The organism is Streptomyces tibetensis (assembly GCF_040647715.1).
In the GTDB taxonomy this organism is placed as follows: domain Bacteria; phylum Actinomycetota; class Actinomycetes; order Streptomycetales; family Streptomycetaceae; genus Streptomyces; species Streptomyces tibetensis_A.
On record NZ_JBEZCR010000002.1, the window covers coordinates 126239 to 150845 of the forward strand.

The 24607-nt window shown below is 70.8% G+C and carries 22 protein-coding genes; 18 read left to right on the forward strand and 4 right to left on the reverse strand.

Going from position 1 to position 24607, the window contains the following annotated elements; all coding sequences use genetic code 11:
• Positions 1–7: 7 nt before the first annotated feature.
• Complete coding sequence (locus AB0B29_RS05220; RefSeq protein ID WP_362234241.1) at positions 8–643, reverse strand: hypothetical protein; 636 nt, start codon at positions 641–643, stop codon at positions 8–10.
• A 357-nt stretch (positions 644–1000) separates the two neighbouring features.
• Here AB0B29_RS05220 and AB0B29_RS05225 point away from each other — a divergent pair, with 357 nt between their 5' ends.
• From AB0B29_RS05225 to AB0B29_RS05245, 5 genes are all read left to right on the forward strand, one after another.
• Complete coding sequence (locus tag AB0B29_RS05225; protein WP_362234244.1) at positions 1001–4021, forward strand: BTAD domain-containing putative transcriptional regulator; 3021 nt, start codon at positions 1001–1003, stop codon at positions 4019–4021.
• Positions 4018–4746: a prepilin peptidase gene (locus tag AB0B29_RS05230; protein ID WP_362234246.1), complete on the forward strand. Its 729-nt coding sequence runs from the start codon at positions 4018–4020 to the stop codon at positions 4744–4746. The genes AB0B29_RS05225 and AB0B29_RS05230 overlap by 4 nt, the downstream gene beginning before the upstream one ends.
• A 123-nt stretch (positions 4747–4869) precedes the next feature.
• Positions 4870–5859 (forward strand): CPBP family intramembrane glutamic endopeptidase, encoded by a 990-nt coding sequence (locus AB0B29_RS05235; RefSeq protein ID WP_362234249.1) that lies wholly within the window; start codon positions 4870–4872, stop codon positions 5857–5859.
• 70 nt (positions 5860–5929) lie between these two features.
• A complete protein-coding gene (gene mqnC, locus AB0B29_RS05240; RefSeq protein WP_362234251.1) occupies positions 5930–7129 on the forward strand; it encodes a cyclic dehypoxanthinyl futalosine synthase in 1200 nt (399 codons plus the stop codon).
• A 7-nt stretch (positions 7130–7136) separates the two neighbouring features.
• The gene (locus tag AB0B29_RS05245) at positions 7137–7829 is read left to right on the forward strand and encodes an imidazolonepropionase-like domain-containing protein (protein ID WP_362234254.1); all 693 of its coding nucleotides are present in this window, start codon (positions 7137–7139) and stop codon (positions 7827–7829) included.
• A 62-nt stretch (positions 7830–7891) separates the two neighbouring features.
• Here AB0B29_RS05245 and AB0B29_RS05250 read toward each other — a convergent pair whose 3' ends face one another.
• Entirely contained in the window at positions 7892–8926 is a 1035-nt protein-coding gene (locus tag AB0B29_RS05250; protein ID WP_362234257.1) for a chitinase, read from the reverse strand.
• A 193-nt stretch (positions 8927–9119) separates the two neighbouring features.
• Here AB0B29_RS05250 and AB0B29_RS05255 point away from each other — a divergent pair, with 193 nt between their 5' ends.
• The gene (locus AB0B29_RS05255) at positions 9120–9815 is read left to right on the forward strand and encodes a demethylmenaquinone methyltransferase (RefSeq protein WP_362234259.1); all 696 of its coding nucleotides are present in this window, start codon (positions 9120–9122) and stop codon (positions 9813–9815) included.
• Here the strand turns inward: AB0B29_RS05255 and AB0B29_RS05260 are convergent.
• Positions 9802–10113, reverse strand: coding sequence for a PASTA domain-containing protein (locus AB0B29_RS05260; protein WP_362234262.1), 312 nt, complete (start codon positions 10111–10113; stop codon positions 9802–9804). The genes AB0B29_RS05255 and AB0B29_RS05260 overlap by 14 nt on opposite strands.
• A 388-nt stretch (positions 10114–10501) precedes the next feature.
• On the opposite strand from AB0B29_RS05260, the gene AB0B29_RS05265 reads away from it, so the two are divergent.
• Positions 10502–11794, forward strand: coding sequence for a geranylgeranyl reductase family protein (locus AB0B29_RS05265; RefSeq protein WP_362234265.1), 1293 nt, complete (start codon positions 10502–10504; stop codon positions 11792–11794).
• A 377-nt stretch (positions 11795–12171) separates the two neighbouring features.
• Here the strand turns inward: AB0B29_RS05265 and AB0B29_RS05270 are convergent, their stop codons facing one another.
• The gene (locus AB0B29_RS05270; protein WP_362234267.1) at positions 12172–12999 is read right to left on the reverse strand and encodes a C40 family peptidase; all 828 of its coding nucleotides are present in this window, start codon (positions 12997–12999) and stop codon (positions 12172–12174) included.
• Positions 13000–13723: 724 nt separating this feature from the next.
• Here AB0B29_RS05270 and AB0B29_RS05275 point away from each other — a divergent pair.
• The 11 genes from AB0B29_RS05275 to nuoK are packed head-to-tail and all read left to right on the forward strand — an operon-like array spanning position 13724 to position 24601.
• Positions 13724–14083, forward strand: coding sequence for an NADH-quinone oxidoreductase subunit A (locus AB0B29_RS05275; RefSeq protein WP_003992243.1), 360 nt, complete (start codon positions 13724–13726; stop codon positions 14081–14083).
• A 13-nt stretch (positions 14084–14096) separates the two neighbouring features.
• Positions 14097–14651 (forward strand): NuoB/complex I 20 kDa subunit family protein, encoded by a 555-nt coding sequence (locus tag AB0B29_RS05280; RefSeq protein WP_007383964.1) that lies wholly within the window; start codon positions 14097–14099, stop codon positions 14649–14651.
• A complete protein-coding gene (locus tag AB0B29_RS05285) occupies positions 14648–15388 on the forward strand; it encodes an NADH-quinone oxidoreductase subunit C (RefSeq protein ID WP_362234270.1) in 741 nt (246 codons plus the stop codon). The genes AB0B29_RS05280 and AB0B29_RS05285 overlap by 4 nt, the downstream gene beginning before the upstream one ends.
• Positions 15385–16707, forward strand: coding sequence for an NADH-quinone oxidoreductase subunit D (locus AB0B29_RS05290; RefSeq protein ID WP_053669589.1), 1323 nt, complete (start codon positions 15385–15387; stop codon positions 16705–16707). Before AB0B29_RS05285 ends, AB0B29_RS05290 begins: the two co-directional genes overlap by 4 nt.
• A complete protein-coding gene (gene nuoE / locus AB0B29_RS05295; RefSeq protein ID WP_362234272.1) occupies positions 16704–17564 on the forward strand; it encodes an NADH-quinone oxidoreductase subunit NuoE in 861 nt (286 codons plus the stop codon). The genes AB0B29_RS05290 and nuoE overlap by 4 nt, the downstream gene beginning before the upstream one ends.
• Positions 17564–18910, forward strand: coding sequence for an NADH-quinone oxidoreductase subunit NuoF (nuoF, locus tag AB0B29_RS05300; RefSeq protein WP_436845789.1), 1347 nt, complete (start codon positions 17564–17566; stop codon positions 18908–18910). Before nuoE ends, nuoF begins: the two co-directional genes overlap by 1 nt.
• Positions 18907–21411 (forward strand): NADH-quinone oxidoreductase subunit G, encoded by a 2505-nt coding sequence (locus AB0B29_RS05305; RefSeq protein ID WP_362234278.1) that lies wholly within the window; start codon positions 18907–18909, stop codon positions 21409–21411. The genes nuoF and AB0B29_RS05305 overlap by 4 nt, the downstream gene beginning before the upstream one ends.
• A 20-nt stretch (positions 21412–21431) precedes the next feature.
• Complete coding sequence (gene nuoH / locus AB0B29_RS05310) at positions 21432–22808, forward strand: NADH-quinone oxidoreductase subunit NuoH (protein ID WP_362235627.1); 1377 nt, start codon at positions 21432–21434, stop codon at positions 22806–22808.
• A complete protein-coding gene (nuoI, locus tag AB0B29_RS05315; RefSeq protein WP_362234280.1) occupies positions 22801–23466 on the forward strand; it encodes an NADH-quinone oxidoreductase subunit NuoI in 666 nt (221 codons plus the stop codon). The genes nuoH and nuoI overlap by 8 nt, the downstream gene beginning before the upstream one ends.
• A complete protein-coding gene (locus AB0B29_RS05320) occupies positions 23463–24305 on the forward strand; it encodes an NADH-quinone oxidoreductase subunit J (protein ID WP_362234282.1) in 843 nt (280 codons plus the stop codon). The genes nuoI and AB0B29_RS05320 overlap by 4 nt, the downstream gene beginning before the upstream one ends.
• Positions 24302–24601, forward strand: coding sequence for an NADH-quinone oxidoreductase subunit NuoK (gene nuoK / locus AB0B29_RS05325; RefSeq protein WP_193482421.1), 300 nt, complete (start codon positions 24302–24304; stop codon positions 24599–24601). The genes AB0B29_RS05320 and nuoK overlap by 4 nt, the downstream gene beginning before the upstream one ends.
• Positions 24602–24607 lie beyond the last annotated feature (6 nt).

The following is a 24607-nucleotide window of genomic DNA, read 5'->3' on the forward strand; positions in this document are numbered from 1 at the left end:
TTCACGGTCAGCAATCCCCCGGCTGGGTCTCCACCGTCATGGTCCTCCAGACACCGTCGGCCTGTTCGCCGAGGCTCGTCCGGTATTGGACCAGCGGGGATTCGCCCTTGGGGGTGCCGGATTTCTCGCCGGTCTTGAGATCCTTGCTGTAGCCCTTGCCCTCGTCCACGCAATAGACCAACAGGGCGCGCTTCTTGGTATCCCCGATGTAAGAGATTTCGGGGTTGTAGGCCTTGACCTCACCGACGATCGTCAGGCCCTTGTACTCCTTGACCCACTCGGATCCCGTGCTCATCGCGGAGGTTCCGCTGTAGAAGGACAGCGCACTGAACTCGGGGTCGCCGGCGATGATTGCCGCGTACGACGCCCTGAGGCGTTCCTTGCCGTCGTTCAGCGCCGTCTGCAGATGGGGATCGCTGTTCGTCCAGCCGGCAAAGTCCGCCTTGAAGCTGTCCGGCAGGTTGATGACGGGACGCTTGGTGCCGGACGCCGCCGACGCTGAGGCGGACGGGTTCCCCGACCCCGAATCCGCGCCCTTGATGTCATCCGAAGACGACTTGTCACCCCCACCGCACCCGGTGAGAAGCAGAGCCGCCGTGGCGGTGAGCGCGGTGGCGATAGAAGGCAGTGCGCGGCGGGCCACGGTTGTTCTCCCCCGGGGTCGGCTGTGTGCAACAGGGAACGAAGCTATCAGGGGCGGGTGAGAGGGGCTGGGGCGCTGGTGGGGGATTGTGTGGGGGATGTGAGGAGTGTGGTGTGGCGGACGCCACGGGAAGAGACCGTAGGTGCGTCCGGGGTCGGCGTGCCCCTGGGCGACAGGGCAGACGCAATACGGGCTTAGCGGGCGCAATTTGAGGCATCGGTCAACGCGGGTGCCTCTGCCGCTGTATCCGCCCTTCGACGCCCTCCATAAGAGTCCATAAGATCTCTGTAGGCTCAGCACACCCCCACCCCACAGCCCAGCCCCACCCACTCCACACACGACCCCAGGACACCCGCCATGCCGCGACGCCGCACCTCAAGCTCGTCAAGCTCGACGGGAAGTACGACGGGAACGACGGGGACCACGGCCGCCCCCAGGAACCGGACTCCGCAGCCGGTGCGGATCCGGCGGCGGTCGGTCGGGGACTTCGTCAAGGCGTTCTTCGCCTTCGTCGCCCTGGCCGTGCTGCTCGTCGGCGTGCCGGGCGCGCTGGCCACGCAGATCGGGTGGCCGCTGCCGGACGGGGTGCCCAGTTTCGACTGGCTGCAGCAAGAGATCACCGTTCACACGTTCTTGAACATCCTCACCGTCATCGTGTGGCTGGCGTGGGCACAGTTCACCGCGTGCGTGCTCGTGGAGATGAAGGCCGCGCTGTCGGGTGTCGGCGTGCCGGGGCGGGTGCCCGGCGCCGGGCCGAGCCAGCTGCTCGCACGTCAGCTCGTCGCCGCGCTGCTGCTCGTCGGCGCCACCGCCGCCAGCTTCACACCGGGCCTGTCGCAGCTCGGCAACAGCTACGACGCCAACCAGAAGCCGACCGTCGCCGCCGCCCAGGCCACCCCGGGCCTCTTCGCCCAGCAGCAGGAGCAGGCCTCAGGCGCCGCGGCCGCCCTCGCCGAGCAGGCCTCGCACGCCGCCGCCCACGCCGACGCCGGCGGCAGCACCGCCAAGCAGGGCGACACGAAGTTCTACCGGATCCAGCCGCCCGAGGGCCGTCACCACGACTCCCTCTGGGAGATAGCCCAGCGTCACCTCGGCGACGGGCGCCGCTACAAGGAGATCTTCGAGCTCAACAAGGACCGCGTGCAGCCGGACGGGTCCAGGCTCTCCGAAGCCAGCCTCATCCGGCCCGGCTGGATCATGGAGATGCCGGGCGACGCCCGCGGCGGCGAACTCGTCGAGATGCCCGACGAGGCGCCCAACGTGTCGCCCGAGGTGCAGCAGCAGATCAGCGACTACGCCCAGACCGGCGACCACGCCCAGGGCGGAGGCGGAGCCCAGGGCGGTAGCGGCCAGGCACACGGCGGAGCCCAGGGCGGAAGCGACCAGGCACACGGCGGCGCCACCCAGGTCTCCGTCCCCGACCGGCATCGGCCCGCCCACGACGGCACCGCGCACCAGCAGGCCACCGCCGTCGGCGCCGAGTCCGACAGCTCCTTCGGCCTGCCCGAAGCCCTCCTCACCGCGCCCCTCCTCGCCGCCGGCCTCCTCGGCGCCCTGGGGCGGCGCCGCCGGCAGGCCCTGTGGCAGTCGGCGTTCGGGGCCGTCGGCGGACGGCGCGGCATGGAGCCGCCCACGCCGAGCGGTGACGCACAGGACGTCCAGGACGCCCTCCTCGTCGGCGCCGACCCCGAGGGCGTACGGCTGCTGGACCGGAGCCTGCGCGGTCTGGCCGCCTCCCTCGCGGAGGAGTCGCGCGCGCTGCCGGTCGTCTACGCGGCCTGGCTCACCAACGGCGACCTGCACCTGCAGCTCGCCCAGCCCGCCGGGAAGCCCCCGGCCCCCTGGCAGCAGGGGCAGGACCAGACGTTCTGGATGCTCTCCCGCACCGACGCCGAGCGTTACGAGGACGTCGACACGGCCGCGCCCTACCCCGGTCTCGTCAGCCTCGGCACCATGGACGACTCGCGGCTGCTGCTCAACCTGGAGGCCGTGCCCGGCATCGTCTCGCTGAGCGGCCGGGAGGCCGACCGGGCCGCCGTCTTCGCTTCCGTGGCCGCCGAGTTGGCGACCAACGGGTGGTCGGACCGCATGACCATCACGCTCGTAGGCTTCGGGGAGGACCTCACGCCCCTCGCCCCGAACCGGATCCGGCACCTGGAGGACGTCGAGGCCCTCGTCGAGACCATGGAGGCCGAGACGCGGCAGCGGCGCGGAGCGCTGGGCGCCGCCGGGCACGACTCCGTCCTCACCGGGCGCACCGGGCCCGCCCAGCACACCCGTTGGGCCCCGCACCTGGTCCTGCTCGCCGCCCACCCGTCCGCCGAGGACGCCGTCAAGCTCGCCGAACTCGCCGCCGACGCGAGCCGTCTCGGCATCGGCTACCTCGTCGGCACCGAGACCGGTGATCTGCCGGGCGCCGCCTGGGAGATGGAGATCACCGGCCAGGGCAAGCTGCTCGCTCCGCTCCTCGGGCTGGAACTGGACGCCCAGTTGCTGCCGGTCGCCCAGCAGCGGGCCGTGGTCGAGCTGTTCGTCGAGGCCGACCCGGAGCGCGAGGGCGACGGGCCCGCGACCGCCCCGCCGTTCCTCGTCGACATCAGCGAGCAGGGCCGTCCGGCCGTGTACGCCCGGCTCGTCGGGCCGTACGAGATCATCGGGCTGGACGACCCGGACGGGGAGCGCAGCGCGCTGCTGCACGAGGCGCTCGCCCTGCTGCTCCTGCACCGCGAGGGCGTGCACCCGCGCGTGCTGTCCTCGGCGCTGTGGCCGCGCGGTGTCACCGACGACGTGCGCGGCGCGCTGCTCGACCGGCTGCGCGACTGGCTCGGCACCGACCCCGACGGCACGCCCCGCCTCGGCAGGGACGCGAGTGGGCGGCTCACCCTCGCCAAGTCCGTCGTCTCCGACCTCGACGTGCTGCGGTCCCTGTACCACGAGGCCACGCAGGGCCGGGGTGCCGGCAGCCGGGCCGTGCGCGGGCGGCTGCTCACCGACGCGCTGGTGCTGGTGCGCGGGCCGCTGCTCGCGGACCGGCCCGAGGGCCGTTACCAGTGGCTCTCCCACGAGATCGTCGACGCCCAGCTGCCGTTGCTCGTCGCGGACACGGGCCTCGCGCTGAGCGAGTTCCACATGGAGAAGGACCGCGCGGAGAAGGCCATCGAGGCGCTCACCGCGGCCCTGCGCACCGCTCCGGCCGACGAGCGGCTGTGGCACGAGCTGCTGCGCGCCACCCACGCCACCGGCGACACGCAGCGGCTGACCGGACTCGCCACCGACCTCGTCGGCCGCAGTGGGGCCCGCGGGCTGCCGCCGCGCACCGAGGCACTGCTCGACGAGCTGCTGCCGACGTGGCGTGACGCGATCGCCGCGGTGGGATGAGCACCGGGCTGCTGGTCCTCGTCGCCGCGCTGTGGGGTGCGGCGGCGGGAGCGTTGCTGCCGCGCGCCGCCTACCGGTTCTCGGCGCCGTCGGGGGAGGCGTGGCACAAGGAGTGCCCCGGAGGGCACCCCGTCAGGGGCTGGCTGGGGCGGGCGGCCTGCCCGCAGTGCGCGGAGGCCGGGTACGGACCGCGTACGACGACCCTCGCGATCGCCACCGCCCTGGTCTGCGCGCTCCTCGCCGCCGCGACCGACACACGCCCCGAGCTCGGGGTCTGGCTGCTGCTCGCCCCGGTCGGCGTGCTGCTCACGGTCGTCGACTTCCGGGTACGGCGCCTGCCCGACCCGCTCACCCTCCCCTTCGCCGCGGCCGCCCTGGCCCTGCTCGGCCTCACCGCCCTCGTCCCCGAACACGCGGGTCACTGGACGACCGCCCTGCTCGGCTCCCTCGCCCTGGGCGGCGGCTACTTCGTCCTGTTCCTCGTCAACCCCGCGGGCATGGGCTTCGGCGACGTCAAACTCGCCCTGGGCACCGGCGCGGCCCTCGGCTGGTACGGCTGGCCGACGGTCATGCTCGGCACGTTCGCCGGTTTCCTCCTGGGCGCTCTGTACGGCGCCGGCCTGGTGATCACCCGCCGGGCCACCCGCAAGACAGCCATCCCCTTCGGCCCGTTCCTGATCGCGGGGGCGTTCCTGGGCCTCCTGGTGGGGGCGTACACGGCCTGACAACGGGTCCGGCGCTACCCGGTTATCCGGCCCGCCGACACGTGCCGGAGAGCCCGCCGACACGCGCCGGAGAGCCCGCGAACGCCTGTGGCCCGCCCGACCGGCGCTGCCATGATGCCGATCATGACAAACGCGTCGCCTTACCCCGTCTACCCCACCGCGCACCCCGTCGGCCCTGCCCCGGACCCCACCCCTCAGCCGTACCACCGCCTGGACCGCACCACCGGCCGTCACCGCTGGTGGCGGCCGGTGGTCGGCACGGTGCTGCTGGCCTTCGCCTACTTCGTGATCCTGCTCGTGCTGCTGGGCCTCTCCTACGGGCTCGGGACGGCGCTCGGTGCCCCCGAACTGCCCGACGGCGGTGCCGACTTAGGGCCGCTCGGGAACACCGCGACGGACCTCGTGTCGATCGCGACAGCCCTGCCCCTGGTGCTGCTGGCCACCCTGTGGCCGGCGAGACGGGCCGCCGGGACCGTCACGTCGGTCACCGGACGGCTGCGGATCGGCTGGCTCGGGTGGTGTCTGCTGGCCGGGCTGCCGCCCCTCCTCCTGCTCACGGTGATCTCCTTCTTCCTGCCGGGCGGCTCGGAGGAGTCCGACACCTGGGTGGGCTGGCGCTCCTTCCTCGTGGCGCTGGCCGTGCTGGCCGTCCTCGTCCCGCTGCAGGCCGCGGCCGAGGAGTACGTCTTCCGCGGCTGGCTGCTGCAGGCGGTCGGGGCGTTCCTGCGTTCCCCGTGGCTCGCGGTGGTCCCGCAGGCCGCACTGTTCGCCGCCGCTCACGGCTGGGGTACCCGGTGGGGCTTCCTCGGGCTGCTGGTGAACGGTTTCGTGGCGGGTCTGCTGACGATCCGCACCGGCGGGCTCGAAGCGGCCATCGCCCTGCACGTGCTGAACAACCTGCTGGCCTTCGGTGTGTCCGCCGCGGTCGTCGGCGGACTGGCATCGGACGAGACCGCGGCCGACGCGCCCTGGTCGCTGGCCCTCACCGCCATGACCACCGACCTGCTGTACGCCGCGCTCGTGCTGTGGCTCGCCCGGCGGCGCGAGCCGCAGCGCCTCTCGGCCCCGAGTCCCCCGCCCGCCCCCTACGGCCATCCGACCCGCACGGCCTGACGTCCAGCCCACCGAAGCCCTGGCGTACGCTGGGCTGGTCCGTCCACAACCCTTACGAAAGGGACGCCCGGTGACCGAGAAGGCCGACCTTCAGCCCATCCTCGACCGTGCAGCCGCCGGTGGGCGGATCACCCCGGACGAGGCGCTCGTGCTGTACCGGGACGCCCCGCTGCACGCCCTGGGCGCCGCCGCCGACGCCGTACGCCGCCGCCGGTACGCCGGGACCGAGCACATCGCGACGTACATCATCGAGCGCAACATCAACTACACGAACGTCTGCGTCACGGCGTGCCGCTTCTGCGCGTTCTACGCCGCCCCCAAGGACACGGCCAAGGGCTGGACGCGCGACCTGGACGACATCCTGCGCCGCTGCGCGGAGACCGTCGAGCTGGGCGGCACGCAGATCATGTTCCAGGGCGGGCACCACCCGGACTACGGCGTCGAGTACTACGAGAAGCACTTCGCCGCGATCAAGAAGGAATTCCCGCAGCTGGTCATCCACAGCCTGGGGGCGTCCGAGGTCGAGCACATGGCCCGGATCTCTAAGGTGAGTGTGGAGGAGGCCATCCGGCGCATCCACGCCGCCGGCCTCGACTCCTTCGCCGGTGCCGGCGCCGAGCTGCTGCCCGAGCGGCCCCGCAAGGCCATCGCCCCGCTGAAGGAGTCCGGCGAGCGCTGGCTGGAGATCATGGAGATCGCCCACAACCTGGGCGTGGAGTCCACCTCCACCATGCTCATGGGCACCGGCGAGACCAACGCCGAGCGCATCGAGCACCTGCGGATGATCCGGGACGTCCAGGACCGCACGGGCGGCTTCCGCGCGTTCATCCCGTACACCTACCAGCCGGAGAACAACCACCTGAAGGGCCGCACGCAGGCGACGCTCTTCGAGTACCTGCGGATGATCGCCATCGCGCGGCTGTTCATGGACAACATCGCCCACATCCAGGGCTCCTGGCTGACCACGGGCAAGGAGGTCGGCCAGCTCTCCCTGCACTACGGCGCCGACGACCTCGGCTCGATCATGCTGGAGGAGAACGTGGTGTCGTCGGCCGGTGCCAAGCACCGTTCCAACCGGATGGAGATCATCGATCTGATCCGGAAGGCGGGCCGGGTGCCCGCCCAGCGCGCCACCACCTACGAGCACCTCGTCGTCCACGACGACCCGGCGAACGACCCGGTCGACGACCGCGTGGTCTCGCACATCTCCTCCACGGCCATCGCGGGCGGTACGGCTCACCCCGAGCTGAAGCTGCTGGCCCCCAACTGACCCCACGGTGCTGACGATCCACGCCGCCCCGCTGGTCCTCACGGCGGGCGCGGACCCCGGCACGGACGCACCCGGCGGCGACACCGCCGTAGTTGACGGAGCCGTCGTGGTGGACGGCGACCGGATCACCGCCGTCGGGCCGTTCGAGGAGGCGGTCGAGGACGCTCCGGGCGCGCGGGTGCGGCGCTGGCCGGGCGTGCTCACCCCCGGTCTGCGCCAGTGGCACCCGCTGTGGCTGCTGCGCCACTGCTACCACCCCGACCCGCGCGAAGCCGACGAGCTGGGCGAAGAGCCGCTGTGGGGCGAGAAGTTGACCGCCCTGGGTGACCTCACCGAGACCCGCTGGTCGGGCAGCGTGCGGCGCGGAGTGCAGCGGATGCTGCGATACGGCACCACGGCCGTCGCCTCGCCCGGCGCCCGTTTCCGCGACCCGCTGGTGGCCACGGCCGTCGCCCGCTCCGGGCTGGCCGTCGTGGGGACCACGGGCGCTCCCGGCACGCTCCTCGGTGAGCGGCCCGACCTCGACCCGTTCGCGGAGGGGTACGACCTGCGCGGCACGGTCCACGCCCCGCTGACCGTCGGCGGCCGGGCCGACCTGGCCGTGTTCGACGTACCCGACGGGACGGCCCTGCGCGAGCGCGGCGCGGCCACCTGCGTGGCGACCGTACTGGCCGGCCGCCTGGTGTACCGGGCCCGCTGACCCCGAGGCCGGGTCGCCCGCCGGCCGCCTGAGGGACGGGGACAGCTGCCCCCGGGGCTCGGTCAGCCCGCGAGTGCCTTTCCGAACGCCCCCGGCCGCTGTGCCACCCCGCTGCAGCGGGTCGGCGCCTTCGTCGTATCGGTGCCGTCCGGGCACTGCCGGTCCCGGGCCGTCGACCACATCGACACCCAGGCGATGCCCTTCTCCTCGGCGAACGCCCGGACCTCCGCGGCATCCGCGAGCGTGAACGTCTCGCCCTCGACGTCGTTGACACCGATCATCGGCGTGAGCGCCATGCCCCGCCAGGCGGTCGTCGCCGAGGTCCTGAAGGTCTTCTGCAGCTGGGCGTGCGCGGCCTCGGCGGCGGCGAGGGCGTAGTCGCCCATGTCACCGTCGTACTTCGAGCCGTAGTTCATCGTCATGAGGTTGACGGTGGAGACCCGCACGGCGTGGTCGTTGGCGGAGGCCAGAAGGGCCAGGCTGTGCTTGCCGAGGCCCTTGGGCATCACCGGCAGGGTGAACGAGACCTTCAGGCCGGGCCGTTCCTTCTGCAACCGCGCGATCGCCTGCGAACGCAGCGCCGTGGACGCGGAGTCGCGCAGGTCGTCGCCCTCGATGTCGAAGTCGGCCAGGTCCGTACCGGCCACGTCGAGCGCCTTGCCGTAGGCCGCGGCCAGTTCCGGCGCGCTGTCGCAGGTCGCCGCGAGTTCCCTGCCGGTGGCGCCGCCGAAGGAGACCCGGACCCGGCCGCCGCCCTCCTTGAGTTTCGCGATGCGGGAAGCCACTCCCGGGTCGCCGAGGGGGTGGGAGCCGTCCCAGCGGGGGACGCAGTCCTCGCCGTCGGCCACGACGAACGCCAGGTTGTACGTCGTGGGGGAGCCGGCCGAGTCGGCGGCCGAGGCCTCCCCCGTTTGGACGTACGGAGCGAACGAGGTGCCGCCGGCGGAAGGGGGCGGGGTGCCGGCTCCGGCGGCGGACGAGGTGCCGGGACCGGCCGGCACCGTGGGGGCGGCGTCGCCCTGCCCGGAACACGCGGAGGTGGCGAGAGCGAACAGACAGCACAGCCCGGCCGCCGCCGGTGTCCGGAAACTCCTCATGACGTGCGCTCCCGTACTCGTGTGCTCAGGGGGACGGACGGAAAGCACGTCCCCCCGCAGCAAACCTCTCACGAAGACGGTGGCGCGCGGCGGGATCCGGCGAGGTTCCCCGGAGCCCCCGGCACGCCCGGCGAGCGGTGGCACGCAAGCAGCCGCGGCTCCTGCCCGTAGGGCGTGCTGCAAGAATGGGCCCGTGACCCGCGCATCCCTGGACAAGCAGCCGCACGAAGTCGCCTCGATGTTCGACGACGTGGCGGAACGGTACGACCTGACCAACGACGTGCTGTCCCTCGGCCAGGACCGGCGATGGCGCAAGGAGGTCGCCAAGGCGGTCGACGCGCGCCCCGCGCAGAAGATCCTCGACCTCGCGGCGGGCACCGGCACCTCCTCGCTGCCCTTCGCCCGCACCGGCGCCTATGTCGTCCCGTGCGACTTCTCCCAGGGCATGCTCCAGGTCGGCAAGCAGCGGCAGCCCTGGCTGCCGTACACCGCCGGCGACGCGACGAGGCTCCCCTTCAAGGACGACACCTTCGACGCCGTCACCATCTCCTTCGGGCTGCGCAACGTGCAGGACACGGACGCCGGCCTGCGCGAGATGCTCCGGGTGACCCGGCCCGGCGGGCGGATCGTGATCTGCGAGTTCTCGCACCCGACCTGGGCGCCGTTCCGCACGGTCTACACCGAGTACCTGATGCGCGCCCTGCCTCCTGTCGCCCGGGCCGTGTCCTCCAGCCCCGACGCCTACGTCTACCTCGCCGAGTCCATCCGCGCCTGGCCCGACCAGCCCGCGCTGGCCGAGCGGCTGGGCAAGGCCGGCTGGTCGCGGGTGGCCTGGCGCAACCTGAGCGGTGGGATCGTCGCACTGCACCGGGGCTTCAAGGCGAGCTGAGGGCCACGGAGGGGTCGCCCGGCTCGTCCAGCTCGCGCTGGAGACCGCCCCGGGGCGGACGCGGGACGCGCGGTTCGTGCACACCCCCACCGCCCTCACCCGGCCCGAAGTCGAACCACACGTAGACCATCGAGTCCCGCGGCACCTCGGCACCCGGCCGCGGGTACTGGCGTACGACGTGGTCGACGACGGCGAGCGGGAGCTCGGGCCGGTCCGGCGTGGTGAGGAGGAGACCCTGCCTCCGGGCCGTCTCCCGCGCGTCCACGGCCATCAGGCCGACCAGACGCGGTACGCGCACATCGGGTGGATTGCGGGATATGTGCACAGATGTCACCCCCAGCGGTACAGGAAGGGTAACTCCCGCCCCGTATCACCCGGAAGCGACCGGTGGCCCGATGTGACAGTCGACTACGCTGAGTCAACGGCGGGATGCCGAGCCGGTGGCAGCGCCCGCCCGCCGCGAGGCCGGAGCCGGGAACGTCTCGGCGAGGCGCATCCCGAGCGCGTCACGGCGAGGGGACGGCTGCTGCGGGCGTCGACCGTGCGGCTGGGCAGTCGCAGCCGCACGGCGGGCGGAACCCGGTTCACGGGGCAGCCCTTCAGCCGGGCGATGAATGCCGCTGCATAGACTGCCCGTGTCCCGTGCCGGCCGGCACATCCATTCCGCACCTTGGGGAGATCCCGCCGTGAGTGTCGTGACCGAGCCCCTCTCGGAGAACACCGCCGATGTGATCGTCGTGGGCGCGGGGCCGGCGGGCTCCACCACCGCCTACCACCTCGCCAAGGCGGGGCTCGACGTCCTCCTCCTGGAGAAGACCGAGTTCCCGCGCGAGAAGGTCTGCGGCGACGGCCTCACCCCGCGTGCCGTCAAGCAGCTGGTGGCCATGGGCATCGACATCTCCGAGGAAGCCGGCTGGCTGCGCAACAAGGGCCTGCGCATCATCGGCGGCGGGGTGCGGCTCCAGCTCGACTGGCCGGATCTCGCCTCCTTCCCCGACTACGGCCTCGTCCGCAAGCGCGACGACTTCGACGAGCAGCTCGCCCGGCAGGCCCAGAAGGCCGGAGCCCGGCTCTTCGAGCGGTGCAACGTGGGCGCGCCGATCGTCGACGACCGCACGGGCCGCATCACGGGGGTGCACGCCAAGCTCGGCGAGGAGAAGCGCGAGGTCACCTTCCACGCGCCGCTCGTCGTCGCCGCCGACGGCAACTCCACCCGGCTGTCCCTCGCTATGGGCCTGCACCGGCGCGAGGACCGGCCGATGGGGGTGGCGGTGCGCACGTACTTCACCAGCCCGCGCCACGAGGACGACTACCTGGAATCCTGGCTGGAGCTGTGGGACCGCCGCGGCGCCGAGGACCGGCTCCTGCCCGGCTACGGCTGGATCTTCGGCATGGGCGACGGCACCTCCAACGTCGGCCTGGGCGTGCTCAACACCTCCGACTCCTTCAAGGAGCTGGACTGGCGCGAGGTCCTGAAGGCCTGGTGCGCGTCGATGCCGGAGGACTGGGGCTACACGCCGGACAACATGACCGGCCCGATCCGGGGCGCCGCCCTGCCGATGGCCTTCAACCGCCAACCGCACTACACCAAGGGCCTGCTGCTCGTCGGTGACGCAGGCGGCCTGGTGAACCCCTTCAACGGCGAGGGCATCGCCTACGCCATGGAGTCCGGCCAGATCGCCGCCGACGTCATCGTCCAGGCCCACGCCCGGCCGACGCCCGCGAGCCGCGAACTGGCCCTCCAGCGCTACCCGCGGGTCCTGAAGGACACCTACGGCGGCTACTACACGCTCGGCCGCGCCTTCGTGAAGCTCATCGGCAACCCGAAGGTCATGCAGATCGCGGCCCAGCGCGGTCTGACCCACCCCATGCTGATGAAGTTCACGCTGAAGCTCCTCGCGAACCTCACCGACCCGACGGGTGGCGACGCGATGGACCGCATCATCAACGGACTGAGCAGGGTGGCCCCGAAGGCCTGAACGGACGGACGCACGGACGGACAGGGTTCGAGCCCGGCATGCGGGTGTGGGGGGGCCGTCGGGCCGGTTCGAATCGGGGCGTACGGGACTTTCGGCCCGTCAGGGGGGCGAGGTGTCCGGCGTGGTCGTACGGCTCGTCGTCAACACCCTGCCACATGGGGACAATTCGGGCGCGAGATGCCGGAGTGACGGAAGCGCATGGGCGGGCCGTGGTGCCGAGGGGCCTTCAGAAGGGCCCTGAGGGCCTCCTGAGCGCCTCGGGGGCAAGGGAAGGCAGCCCGGAGCCCGTGGGCCCGGACAGGCCGGGAGGGCCGTCGCCTTGGAGTGGCAACGGCCCTCGAGCCCGTATGTGCGGAGGTTCCGGACGGCGTGCGACGTCAGAGGACGCGGACCGCGCCCGACGCCGGGTAGCCCGACAGGTCCTGGATGACGACGCCCTTGGACGGGTTCGCCGCGTCCAGGTACTGGCCGTTCCCGATGTAGACACCCACGTGGTACGCGGAGCCCTTGCCGCCCCAGTACAGGATGTCGCCGACCTGGATGCTGGAGAGCGGGACGTCCGTGCCGGCCATCGACTGGTCCTGCGAGACGCGCGGCAGGTCCACACCAACCTGCTTGTACGCGGCCTGCACGAGGGAGGAGCAGTCCCAGGCGTTGGGACCGGTGGCGCCCATGACGTAGGCGTCGCCCACCTGGGCCTTGAGGAACGCGATGACCGTCGCGACGCTGCCGCTGGCAGGCGCCGACACGGACGTGGAGGCGGACGCGGAGAGGGTGGCGCGCTCGGTGCTGCGGTTGGCCCGCTCGGCGGCGGCCTTGCGTGCGGCCTCGGCGGCCTTCTTCTTGGCCTCCGCCTTCTCCTTCGCCTCGGCGAGGTCCTTCTTGGCCTCCGCCGCGGCCTTGGCGGCGGCGGCGTCACGCTCGGCGCGCAGCTCGTAGTTCGCCGCGGCCTGCTGGGTGGTGGCGGCGGACTGGGCGACCTGAGCGGACATATCGGCCGTCAGGGTGGGCAGTTCGATGGTCTGCGTCACCGGCTCGGCGGCGTTCGCCGAGGCCGACGCACCCGCCGCTGCCATGCTGAGAACGCCACCGGCAACGCCGGCGCGCAGGGCGATCGAGGAGGTCGCGCTGCGGCGGGGTTTCCGGTGGCTGCGTATGTGAGCGGTGTGGGACATGGGAATAACCGGTACCAGGGGCTCCTTCATATCTTCAAGAAACGTGGGCTGCGCCACAGTTACTCAATCGGGCCCCCAAATCCCCCGAACGGGACCCTCCATTGACGCCGTAACGGACATTGCGGGCGGCCCGTGACCAGCCTGTGATCACGGTGTTTGATCAATACGCCCGAATTGCCCCGCGCCTACCATCGGTTGGGTTGATTGGCCAAGCCCCGTTCTCATGGGCCTCTCATCAACGTGATGGAGGTCACGGAACGGCCCTCCTGTCGGTCGCGTCCCGGCGCGTAGATCACGGCCGTGTCACGACCTCGCGAAGATCGTGAACGCGTGCACGCGTCCACACCTCGCCCCGTGAGTCCCCTGACGTGTGAACGCGCCTCTATCAAGAGATCAAGTCCACCGCGAATTTGCATGCAAGAGAACCCTCTTGATATTGAGACGCCCCCTCCGGCCTGCGCTGACGAGCCAAAATGTCACCTCTCGTGATCACTCGGACGCTTCGGGTGTGAAGATCACCGCTCATCCGACTTCATGATCGATCGTCAGGTGGTGGAGATCACAAAGCTTGTGCAATACCCCGTGTCGCAGATCACAGAGCGTCGGGCATAAGATGCACGCGGTTGGGCTTGTGACCTGCTTCACATGTTCCCGATCTTCGCCGGGGCGGGCGGGGTTCGGGGGACAGGTGGGGCGGATGTGAGCCCGACGCCAACCGCCAGCAGTCAGTGCCGACTGAGAGGAGCGAGGAGCGGTGAACGCTTATGCGCCCATCCTCGTACTGGGAGCCCTCGGGGCAGGCTTTGCGATCTTCTCCGTGGTCATGGCCACGTTGATCGGGCCCAAGCGGTACAACCGGGCCAAGCTCGAGGCCTACGAGTGCGGTATCGAGCCGACCCCCACGCCGGCCGGTGGCGGGCGCTTCCCCATCAAGTACTACCTGACGGCGATGCTCTTCATCGTCTTCGACATCGAGATCGTCTTCCTCTACCCCTGGGCCGTCACCTTCGACGCCCTGGGGATCTTCGGGCTCGTGGAGATGCTGCTCTTCGTGCTCACCGTCTTCGTCGCGTACGCGTACGTGTGGCGGCGCGGCGGCCTGGAATGGGACTGAGGGGCCACACGTCATGGGACTCGAAGAAAAGCTGCCGAGCGGCTTCCTGCTGACCACCGTCGAGCAGGCCGCGGGCTGGGTGCGCAAGGCCTCGGTCTTCCCCGCCACCTTCGGCCTCGCCTGCTGTGCCATCGAGATGATGACCACCGGCGCCGGCCGTTACGACCTGGCGCGCTTCGGCATGGAGGTCTTCCGCGGTTCGCCCCGCCAGGCGGACCTGATGATCGTCGCCGGCCGGGTCAGCCAGAAGATGGCGCCGGTGCTCCGGCAGGTCTACGACCAGATGCCGAACCCCAAGTGGGTGATCTCCATGGGGGTCTGCGCCTCGTCCGGCGGCATGTTCAACAACTACGCCATCGTCCAGGGCGTCGACCACATCGTGCCGGTCGACATCTACCTCCCCGGCTGTCCGCCCCGGCCGGAGATGCTGATGGACGCGATCCTCAAGCTCCACCAGAAGATCCAGAGCTCCAAGCTCGGCGTGAACGCCGAGGAGGCGGCCCGTGAGGCCGAGGAAGCGGCGCTCAAGGCACTGCCCACCATCGAGATGAAGGGGCTGCTGCGGTGAGCGACGCGAACGGCAACGGGGTCAACCCCGAGAAGGACCTCTCCGCGGAGAACCTCCCGGGCCAGCGCGGCCAGGGCGGTGAGGAGATCCGCGTCCAGCGCGGCATGTTCGGCGCGAACAACGGCGGCGACACCACCGGATACGGCGGCCTGGTCCGCTCGGTCCGGCTCCCGGGACCTGCGACCCGCCCCTACGGCGGATGGTTCGACGAGGTCGCCGACGAGCTGGAGGGCGCGCTGGAGGAGCAGGACCTGCTCCCGGACAACGCCATCGAGAAGACGGTCGTCGACCGGGACGAGCTGACCTTCCACATCGAGCGCGAGCACCTCGTCCTCGTCGCCCGCACCCTGCGCGACGACCCGGCCCTGCGCTTCGAGCTGTGCACCGGCGTCAGCGGCGTGCACTACCCGAACGACAAGGGCCGCGAGCTGCACGCCGTCTACCACCTGCGCTCGATCACCCACAACCGGGTGATCCGCCTGGAGGTCAGCGCCCCCGACAGCGACCCGCACATCCCGTCGCTGTTCTCGGTCTACCCGACGAACGACTGGCACGAGCGCGAGACGTACGACTTCTTCGGCATCGTCTTCGACGGCCACCCCGCCCTGACGCGGATCATGATGCCGGACGACTGGCAGGGCTTTCCGCAGCGCAAGGACTATCCCCTCGGCGGCATCCCCGTCGAGTACAAGGGCGCCCAGATCCCGGCTCCGGACCAGCGGAGGTCGTACTCATGAGCACCTCGCACGCTTCTCCTCGCGAGACCACCGAGGGCACCGTCTACACGGTCACCGGCGGTGACTGGGACGAGGTCGTCGAGACCGCGGCCCGCGCCGACGACGAGCGCATCGTCGTCAACATGGGCCCGCAGCACCCCTCCACCCACGGCGTGCTCCGCCTGATCCTGGAGATCGACGGCGAGACCGTCACCGAGGCCCGCTGCGGAATCGGTTACCTGCACACCGGTATCGAGAAGAACCTCGAGTACCGGACGTGGACGCAGGGCACCACGTTCGTGACGCGCATGGACTACCTGACGCCGTTCTTCAACGAGACGGCGTACTGCCTCGGAGTCGAGAAGCTCCTCGGCATCGAGGACCAGATCCCGGACCGCGCCTCGATCATCCGCGTGCTCCTGATGGAGCTGAACCGGCTCTCCTCACACCTGGTGTGCATCGCCACCGGCGGCATGGAACTCGGCGCGACCACGATCATGATCTACGGCTTTCGTGATCGTGAACTCATTCTCGATATCTACGAGCTGATCACCGGCCTGCGGATGAACCACGCGTACATCCGCCCCGGTGGCCTCGCCCAGGACCTGCCGCCCGGCGCGGTGGACCAGATCCGCGAGTTCGTGAAGAAGATGAAGAAGAACCTCCCGGAGTACGACAAGCTCGCCACCGGGAACCCCATCTTCAAGGCCCGTATGCAGGACGTCGGCTACCTCGACCTGGCCGGCTGCATGGCCCTCGGCGCGACGGGCCCCATCCTGCGCTCCACCGGCCTGCCGCACGACCTGCGCAAGGCGCAGCCGTACTGCGGTTACGAGACGTACGACTTCGAGATCCCGACCGCCGACACCTGCGACTCCTACGGCCGCTTCCTCATCCGGCTGGAGGAGATGCGCCAGTCCCTGAGGATCGTCGAGCAGTGCCTGGACCGGCTCCAGCCCGGTCCGGTCATGGTCGCCGACAAGAAGATCGCCTGGCCTGCCCAGCTCGCCCTGGGCCCCGACGGCCTCGGCAACTCCCTCGACCACATCAAGAAGATCATGGGCACCTCCATGGAGGCCCTGATCCACCACTTCAAGCTGGTCACCGAGGGCTTCCGCGTCCCGCCGGGGCAGGCCTACGCGGCGGTCGAGTCGCCCAAGGGCGAACTCGGGGTGCACGTCGTGTCCGACGGCGGCACCCGCCCCTACCGGGTCCACTTCCGCGACCCGTCCTTCACCAACCTGCAGGCCATGGCGGCGATGTGCGAGGGCGGCCAGGTCGCCGACGTCATCGTCGCGGTGGCGTCCATCGACCCCGTGATGGGAGGCGTCGACCGGTGACCACATCGTCTTCCGAGCGGGGCGTCAGCCTGGGCATGCCCGAACTGCCCGCACCCGCCTACCCGGACGACGTCCGGGCCCGTCTGGAGACGGACGCGCGCGAGGTCATCGCCCGCTACCCGGACTCCCGGTCCGCCCTGCTGCCGCTGCTGCACCTCGTGCAGGCCGAGGAGGGACATGTCACCCGCACCGGCATGCAGTTCTGCGCGGACGTCCTCGGCCTGACCACGGCCGAGGTCACCGCGGTCGCCACCTTCTACACCATGTACCGGCGCCGGCCGAGCGGTGACTACCAGGTCGGGGTGTGCACCAACACCCTGTGCGCCGTGATGGGCGGGGACGCGATCTTCGAGGAGCTCCAGGAGCACCTCGGCGTCGGCAACGGCGAGACCACCGGCGACGGCAAGGTCACCCTGGAGCACATCGAGTGCAACGCGGCCTGCGACTTCGCGCCGGTCGTGATGGTCAACTGGGAGTTCTTCGACAACCAGACCCCGGCCAGCGCCAAGAGCCTCGTCGACGACCTGCGCGCCGGGCGGCCGGTCACGCCCACCCGCGGGGCGCGCATGTGCACCTTCAAGGAGACCGCCCGGGTGCTGGCCGGCTTCCCCGACGAGCGGGAGGGGGCCGTGGAGTCCGGGGGAAGCGCGGGACCCGCCTCCCTGGTGGGCCTGAAGCTCGCCAAGGGCGAGTCGTCCTCCGCGCGCGTGGTGCACCCGCGCGGCGAGGCGGCCCGCACCGGGGAACCGCACGAGCCGTCGCCGACGGAGCACTTGAGCTCGCACGACGCGCCGCAGGACACGTCGGCCTCCGACCCGGCCCACCCGGCCGGGCCCACCGCCGAGGAGGGGGAGTGATGACCTTGGCACCCGAGCTGAAGGACATGAGCCCGGAGAAGCTGCTCGCACCGGTGCTGTCGGCCTTCTGGGACGAGGACAAGTCCTGGACGCTGGACGTGTACCGGCGGCACGACGGCTACGAGGGGCTGCGCAAGGCGCTCGCCATGTCGCCGGACGACCTGATCGCGTACGTCAAGGACTCCGGTCTGCGCGGGCGCGGCGGCGCGGGCTTCCCCACCGGGATGAAGTGGCAGTTCATTCCCCAGGGGGACGGAAAGCCGCACTATCTTGTTGTCAACGCCGACGAGTCGGAGCCGGGGACGTGCAAGGACATCCCGCTCCTCTTCGCGAACCCGCACAGCCTCATCGAGGGCATGATCATCGCGTGTTACGCCATCAGGTCGTCGCACGCCTTCATCTATCTGCGTGGTGAAGTCGTCCCCGTGCTGCGGCGGTTGCACTCCGCCGTGCGCGAGGCGTACGAGGCCGGCTTCCTCGGCGAGAACATCCTGGACAGCGGACTCGACCTCGACATCACCGTGCACGCGGGCGCGGGCGCGTACATCTGCGGTGAGGAGACCGCACTGCTCGACTCGCTCGAAGGCCGCCGGGGCCAGCCGCGGCTTCGTCCCCCCTTCCCTGCCGTCGCGGGCCTCTATGCGTGCCCGACTGTGGTGAACAACGTCGAATCGATCGCGTCGGTTCCCGCGATCCTGCAGCGGGGCAAGGAATGGTTCCGCTCGATGGGCAGTGAGAAGTCGCCCGGCTTCACGCTCTACTCCCTGTCCGGCCACGTCGCCAGCCCCGGCCAGTACGAGGCGCCGCTCGGGATCACACTCCGCCAGCTGCTCGAGATGAGCGGCGGGATGCGCCCCGGGCACCGCCTCAAGTTCTGGACGCCGGGCGGCTCCTCGACCCCGATGTTCACCGACGAGCATCTCGACGTCCCCCTTGACTACGAAGGAGTGGGCGCCGCGGGTTCCATGCTCGGCACGAAAGCACTCCAGTGCTTCGACGAGACGACCTGCGTGGTCCGTGCCGTCACGCGCTGGACGGAGTTCTACGCCCACGAGTCCTGCGGCAAGTGCACGCCCTGCCGCGAAGGCACCTACTGGCTCGTGCAGTTGCTGCGCGACATCGAGGCCGGCAAGGGACAGATGTCCGACCTCGACAAGCTGAACGACATCGCCGACAACATCAACGGCAAGTCCTTCTGCGCCCTCGGCGACGGCGCCGCCTCGCCGATCTTCTCCTCGCTGAAGTACTTCCGCGAGGAGTACGAGCAGCACATCACGGGCCGGGGCTGCCCCTTCGACCCGGCCAAGTCGACGGCCTGGGCCGACCGCACGGAGGTGAACGCATGACCGTGACCACCAGCTCTCCCTCCGGCGGGGGAGAAGCGGCGGTCCCGCCGGAGGACCTCGTGTCGCTGACGATCGACGGCGCCGAGATCAGCGTGCCCAAGGGCACCCTGGTCATCCGGGCCGCCGAGCAGCTCGGCATCGAGATCCCCCGGTTCTGCGACCACCCTCTGCTCGACCCGGCCGGTGCCTGCCGGCAGTGCATCGTCGAGGTCGAGGGCCAGCGCAAGCCCATGGCGTCCTGCACCATCACCTGCACCGACGGGATGGTGGTGAAGACCCACCTCACCTCGCCGGTCGCGGAGAAGGCCCAGAAGGGTGTGATGGAGCTCCTGCTCATCAACCACCCGCTGGACTGCCCGGTCTGCGACAAGGGCGGCGAGTGCCCGCTGCAGAACCAGGCGATGTCGCACGGCGACGCCGACTCCCGCTTCGAGGGCCGCAAGCGGACCTACGAGAAGCCCGTCCCGATCTCCACGCAGGTGCTGCTGGACCGCGAGCGGTGCGTGCTGTGCGCCCGCTGCACCCGGTTCTCCAACCAGGTCGCGGGCGACCCGATGATCGAACTGGTCGAGCGGGGCGCGCTCCAGCAGGTCGGCACCGGCGAGGGCGACCCGTTCGAGTCGTACTTCTCCGGCAACACCATCCAGATCTGCCCGGTCGGCGCGCTGACCTCGGCGGCGTACCGGTTCCGCTCCCGCCCCTTCGACCTGGTGTCCTCCCCGTCGGTGTGCGAGCACTGCTCCGGCGGCTGCGCCACCCGCACCGACCACCGGCGCGGCAAGGTCATGCGGCGCCTGGCGGCCGACGACCCCGAGGTCAACGAGGAGTGGATCTGCGACAAGGGGCGGTTCGGGTTCCGGTACGCGCAGCAGCGCGACCGGCTCGAGACGCCGCTCGTGCGCAACGCCGAGGGCGAGCTGGAGCCGGCCTCCTGGCCGGAGGCGCTGCAGATCGCGGCCCAGGGGCTGCTGGCCTCCCGGGGCCGCACCGGTGTCCTGACCGGCGGCCGCCTCACCGTCGAGGACGCCTACGCGTACAGCAAGTTCACGCGCGTGGCGCTCGACACCAACGACATCGACTTCCGCGCGCGCGTGCACAGCGGTGAGGAGGCCGACTTCCTCGCCGCGCAGATCGCCGGGCGCGGCCGGGACCTCGACGGCACGGGCGTCACGTACACCGCGCTGGAGAAGGCTCCGGCCGTCCTGCTGGTCGGGTTCGAGGCGGAGGAGGAGGCGCCCGGCGTCTTCCTGCGGCTGCGCAAGGCCTGGCGTAAGCACGGGCAGAAGGTCTATTCCCTGGCCACGCACGCCACGCGCGGTCTGGAGAAGGCCGGCGGCACGCTGCTGCCGGCGGCTCCCGGCACCGAGACCGAGTGGCTGGACGCGCTGGCGAGCGGTGCCGGCCTGGAGGACGACGGTGCCCTCGCCGCCGAGGCGCTGCGCGCCGAGGGAGCGGTGATCGTCGTCGGCGAGCGGCTGGCGGCCGTGGCAGGTGGGCTCACCGCCGCCGTCAGTACCGCCGCCGCGACCGGTGCCCGGCTGGTGTGGATCCCGCGCCGGGCCGGGGAACGCGGCGCGATCGAGGCGGGCGCGCTGCCGTCGCTGCTGCCGGGCGGGCGCCCGGCCACCGACCCCCGCGCGCGTGACGAGGTCGCCGCCGTCTGGGGCGTCGCGGGGCTTCCGCACCGCTACGGCCGTGACACCGGCCAGATCGTGGAGGCCGCCGCGACCGGTGAGCTCCAGGCCCTGCTGGTCGCGGGTGTGGAGATCGCGGACCTGCCCGACCCGGCACGCGCGCGTGCGGCGCTCGACGAGGTGGGCTTCCTGGTCTCGCTGGAGCTGCGGCCGAGCGAGGTCAGCCGCAAGGCCGATGTCGTGCTGCCCGTCGCGGCGGTCGCCGAGAAGGCCGGCACCTTCCTCAACTGGGAAGGCCGCATCCGCTTCTTCGAGGCGGCGCTCAAGCCCGACCAGATGACCCGCCGCCCCGCGCCCACCGACGCGCGCGTGCTGCAGATGCTGGCCGACGCCATGGACGTCCACCTCGGACTGCCGGACCTGCGCACCGTGCGCGGCGAGATCGACCGGCTCGGCGCCTGGGACGGGCCGCGGGCGGGTGAACCCGTGGAGACCGCGGCCGCGCTGCCGCGGCCGGCCACCGGGGAAGCGGTGCTCGCCGGACACCGGCTGCTGCTCGACCAAGGGCTCCTCCAGCAGGGCGACGAGGCGCTCGCCGGGACCCGGCACGCCGCCCGCGCGCGGGTGTCCTCCTTGACGGCCGCCGAGGCGGGCGTCAAGGAGGGCGACCTGCTCGCCGTGACCGGCCCCCAGGGGGTCGTGGAACTCCCGCTCCAGATCAGCGACATGCCCGACCGGGTGGTGTGGCTGCCGCTGAACTCCACCGGCGGCGGCGTCGCCTCCGACACCGGGGCGCGGCCCGGCTCCCTCGTCCGCATCGGCCCGGCGACGCTCGCCGGCGAGGCCCCCAAGGAGGTGGAGGCATGAGCCCCCAAGGAGGCGGCGGCATGAGCCCGTACCTCGCCGCTGAAGACCTCTCGATGTTCGGCACCGACCCGTGGTGGCTGGTCGTCATCAAGGCGGTGTTCTGCTTCGCCTTCCTGATGGTGACCGTGCTGGTCTCCATCGTCATGGAGCGCAAGGTCGTCGCGTGGATGCAGCTGCGCATCGGCCCGAACCGGCACGGCCCCTGGGGCATGCTCCAGTCGCTCGCCGACGGCATCAAGCTGATGCTGAAGGAGGACGTGATCGTCAAGCGCGCGGACAAGGCGGTCTACGTCCTCGCGCCGGTCATCGCGGCGATCCCGGCCTTCATGGCGATCGCGGTGATCCCCTTCGGCCCCGCCGGCAACGAGATCTCGATCTTCGGCCAGCGCACCACGATGCAGCTCACCGACCTGCCGATCGCGATGCTCTACATCCTCGCGGTCGCCTCGGTCGGCATCTACGGCATCGTGCTGGCGGGCTGGAGCTCCGGCTCGACGTACCCGCTGCTGGGCGGCCTGCGCTCCTGCGCGCAGATGATCTCCTACGAGATCGCGATGGGCGCCGCCTTCGCCTCGGTCTTCCTGTACTCGGGGTCGATGTCGACCTCGACGATCGTCGAGCAGCAGGCCGACCGCTGGTACATCGTGTTGCTGCCGGTCTCCTTCGTCATCTACATCGTGACGATGGTCGGCGAGACCAACCGCGCCCCCTTCGACATGCCGGAGTCCGAGGGCGACCTGGTCGGCGGCTTCAACACCGAGTACTCGTCGATCAAGTTCGCGATGTTCATGCTCGCCGAGTACGTCAACATGGTGACCGTCTCGGCCGTCGCCACCACCCTGTTCCTCGGCGGCTGGCGGGCCCCCTGGCCCATCAGCACCTTCTGGGAGGGCGCCAACCACGGCTGGTGGCCGCTGCTGTGGTTCACGGTCAAGGTCCAGCTGCTGCTGTTCATGTTCATCTGGATCCGCGGCACCCTCCCGCGCGTCCGCTACGACCAGCTGATGAAGCTCGGCTGGAAGGTCCTCATCCCGGTCTCCCTGGTGTGGCTGATGCTCGTCGCGAGCGTGCGGGCCTTCCGCAACGAGGGCTACGACTTCGCCGACATCGCCCTGTACGTGGGCGGCGGTGTGCTCGCCCTGTTGCTGCTCTCCTTCGTCGCCGACATGTTCCGCGAGAAGGCCAAGAAGGCCGAACAGCCGGCCGAGACCCCGGCCGCCTTCGACCCGATGGCGGGCGGATTCCCCGTACCGCCCCTGCCCGGACAGGAACTTCCGCCGGTCCCGCGCCGCCGCTCGCGCCGTGAGCGGGAGCTGATTGTCAGTGGTGGGGCCGATACTCAGAGTGACGGATCTCTGGGCGGATCTACGGATGGAAAGGAGGCGTCCGATGGCTGAGGAACTCGAGCGCTCGAAGGCTGAGGAACCCAAGGACACCAAGCCCGGCTTCCAGAACCCCGTGGCCGGCTTCGGCGTGACCTTCAAGGCCATGTTCAAGAAGCGGCTGACCGAGCAGTACCCCGAGCAGCAGAAGACCACGGCTCCGCGCTTCCACGGACGGCACCAGCTCAACCGCCATCCGGACGGCCTGGAGAAGTGCGTCGGGTGTGAACTGTGCGCCTGGGCCTGCCCCGCCGACGCGATCTACGTGGAGGGCGCGGACAACACCGACGAGGAGCGCTACTCACCGGGCGAGCGGTACGGCCGCGTCTACCAGATCAACTACGCCCGCTGCATCCTGTGCGGCCTGTGCATCGAGGCCTGCCCCACCCGCGCGCTGACGATGACCAACGAGTTCGAGCTGGCCGACTCCAGCCGGGCCAACCTCATCTACACCAAGGAGCAGCTGCTCGCCGGTCTCGAGGAGGGCATGGTCGACTCGCCGCACGCCATCTACCCCGGCACCGACGAGCAGGACTACTACCGGGGCCTGGTGACGGAGGCCGCGCCCGGCACCGAGCCGCAGGTCGCCCACTCCAAGGGCGAGGTCGTGCAGGAAGCCGACTCGACCTTCGGCGGGACGGAACCCGCGTCGGAAGGAGTGATCGGCCGATGACCACCCAGCTCGCCGCCTACTCCACCTCCACCGGAGAGGCCGTCCAGTTCTGGATCCTCGGCACCGTCGCGGTGATCGGCGCCCTGTGCACCATCCTCATGAAGCGGGCCGTGCACAGCGCGCTCTGCCTCGCCGGGACCATGATCATCCTGGCGGTGTTCTACCTCGCCAACGGCGCCTACTTCCTGGGCGTCGTGCAGATCGTCGTCTACACCGGCGCGATCATGATGCTGTTCCTGTTCGTGGTGATGCTCGTCGGCGTCACCGCGGCGGACTCCCTGAAGGAGACCATCAAGGGCCAGCGGTGGCTGGCCCTGCTGTGCGGGCTCGGCTTCGGAGTCCTGCTGGTCGGCGGGATCGGCAACGCGTCCCTGTCGGAGTTCAACGGCACCGGCCAGGCGAACGCCGGGGGCAATGTGGAGGGCCTCGCCGCCCTCCTCTTCACCAAGTACGTCTTCGCGTTCGAGATCACCGGCGCCCTGCTCATCACCGCCGCCGTCGGCGCCATGGTGCTCACCCACCGCGAGCGCACCGAACGCGCCAAGACGCAGCGGGAGCTCGCCGAGGAGCGCGTGCGCGAGGGCAGGTACCTGCCGCCGCTGCCGGCGCCCGGTGTGTACGCCCGGCACAACGCGGTCGACATCGCGGGCCTGCTGCCCGACGGCACCCCGTCCGACCTCACCGTCAGCAAGACCCTGCGCGAGCGCGGCCAGATCCGCGACGTCTCGCAGGAGGCGCTCAACGACCTCAAGGCCCTGGAGCAGCGGTCCGAGGAGCGTCTGGAGCGCAGGGCGGTCGGGCCGGCGAAGTTCCAGCGGCCCGAGGAGGCGTCCAAGTGAACCCCGTCAACTACCTCTACCTCGCGGCCATGTTGTTCACGATCGGCGCCACCGGCGTGCTCATCAGGCGCAACGCGATCGTCGTGTTCATGTGCATCGAGCTCATGCTCAACGCCTGCAACCTCGCGTTCGTCGCCTTCTCCCGGATGCACGGCAACCTCGACGGCCAGATCATCGCCTTCTTCACGATGGTCGTCGCCGCCGCCGAGGTCGTGGTCGGGCTCGCGATCATCGTGTCCCTGTTCCGTGCCCGCCACTCGGCCTCGGTCGACGACGCCAGCCTGATGAAGCTGTAAGGGGTC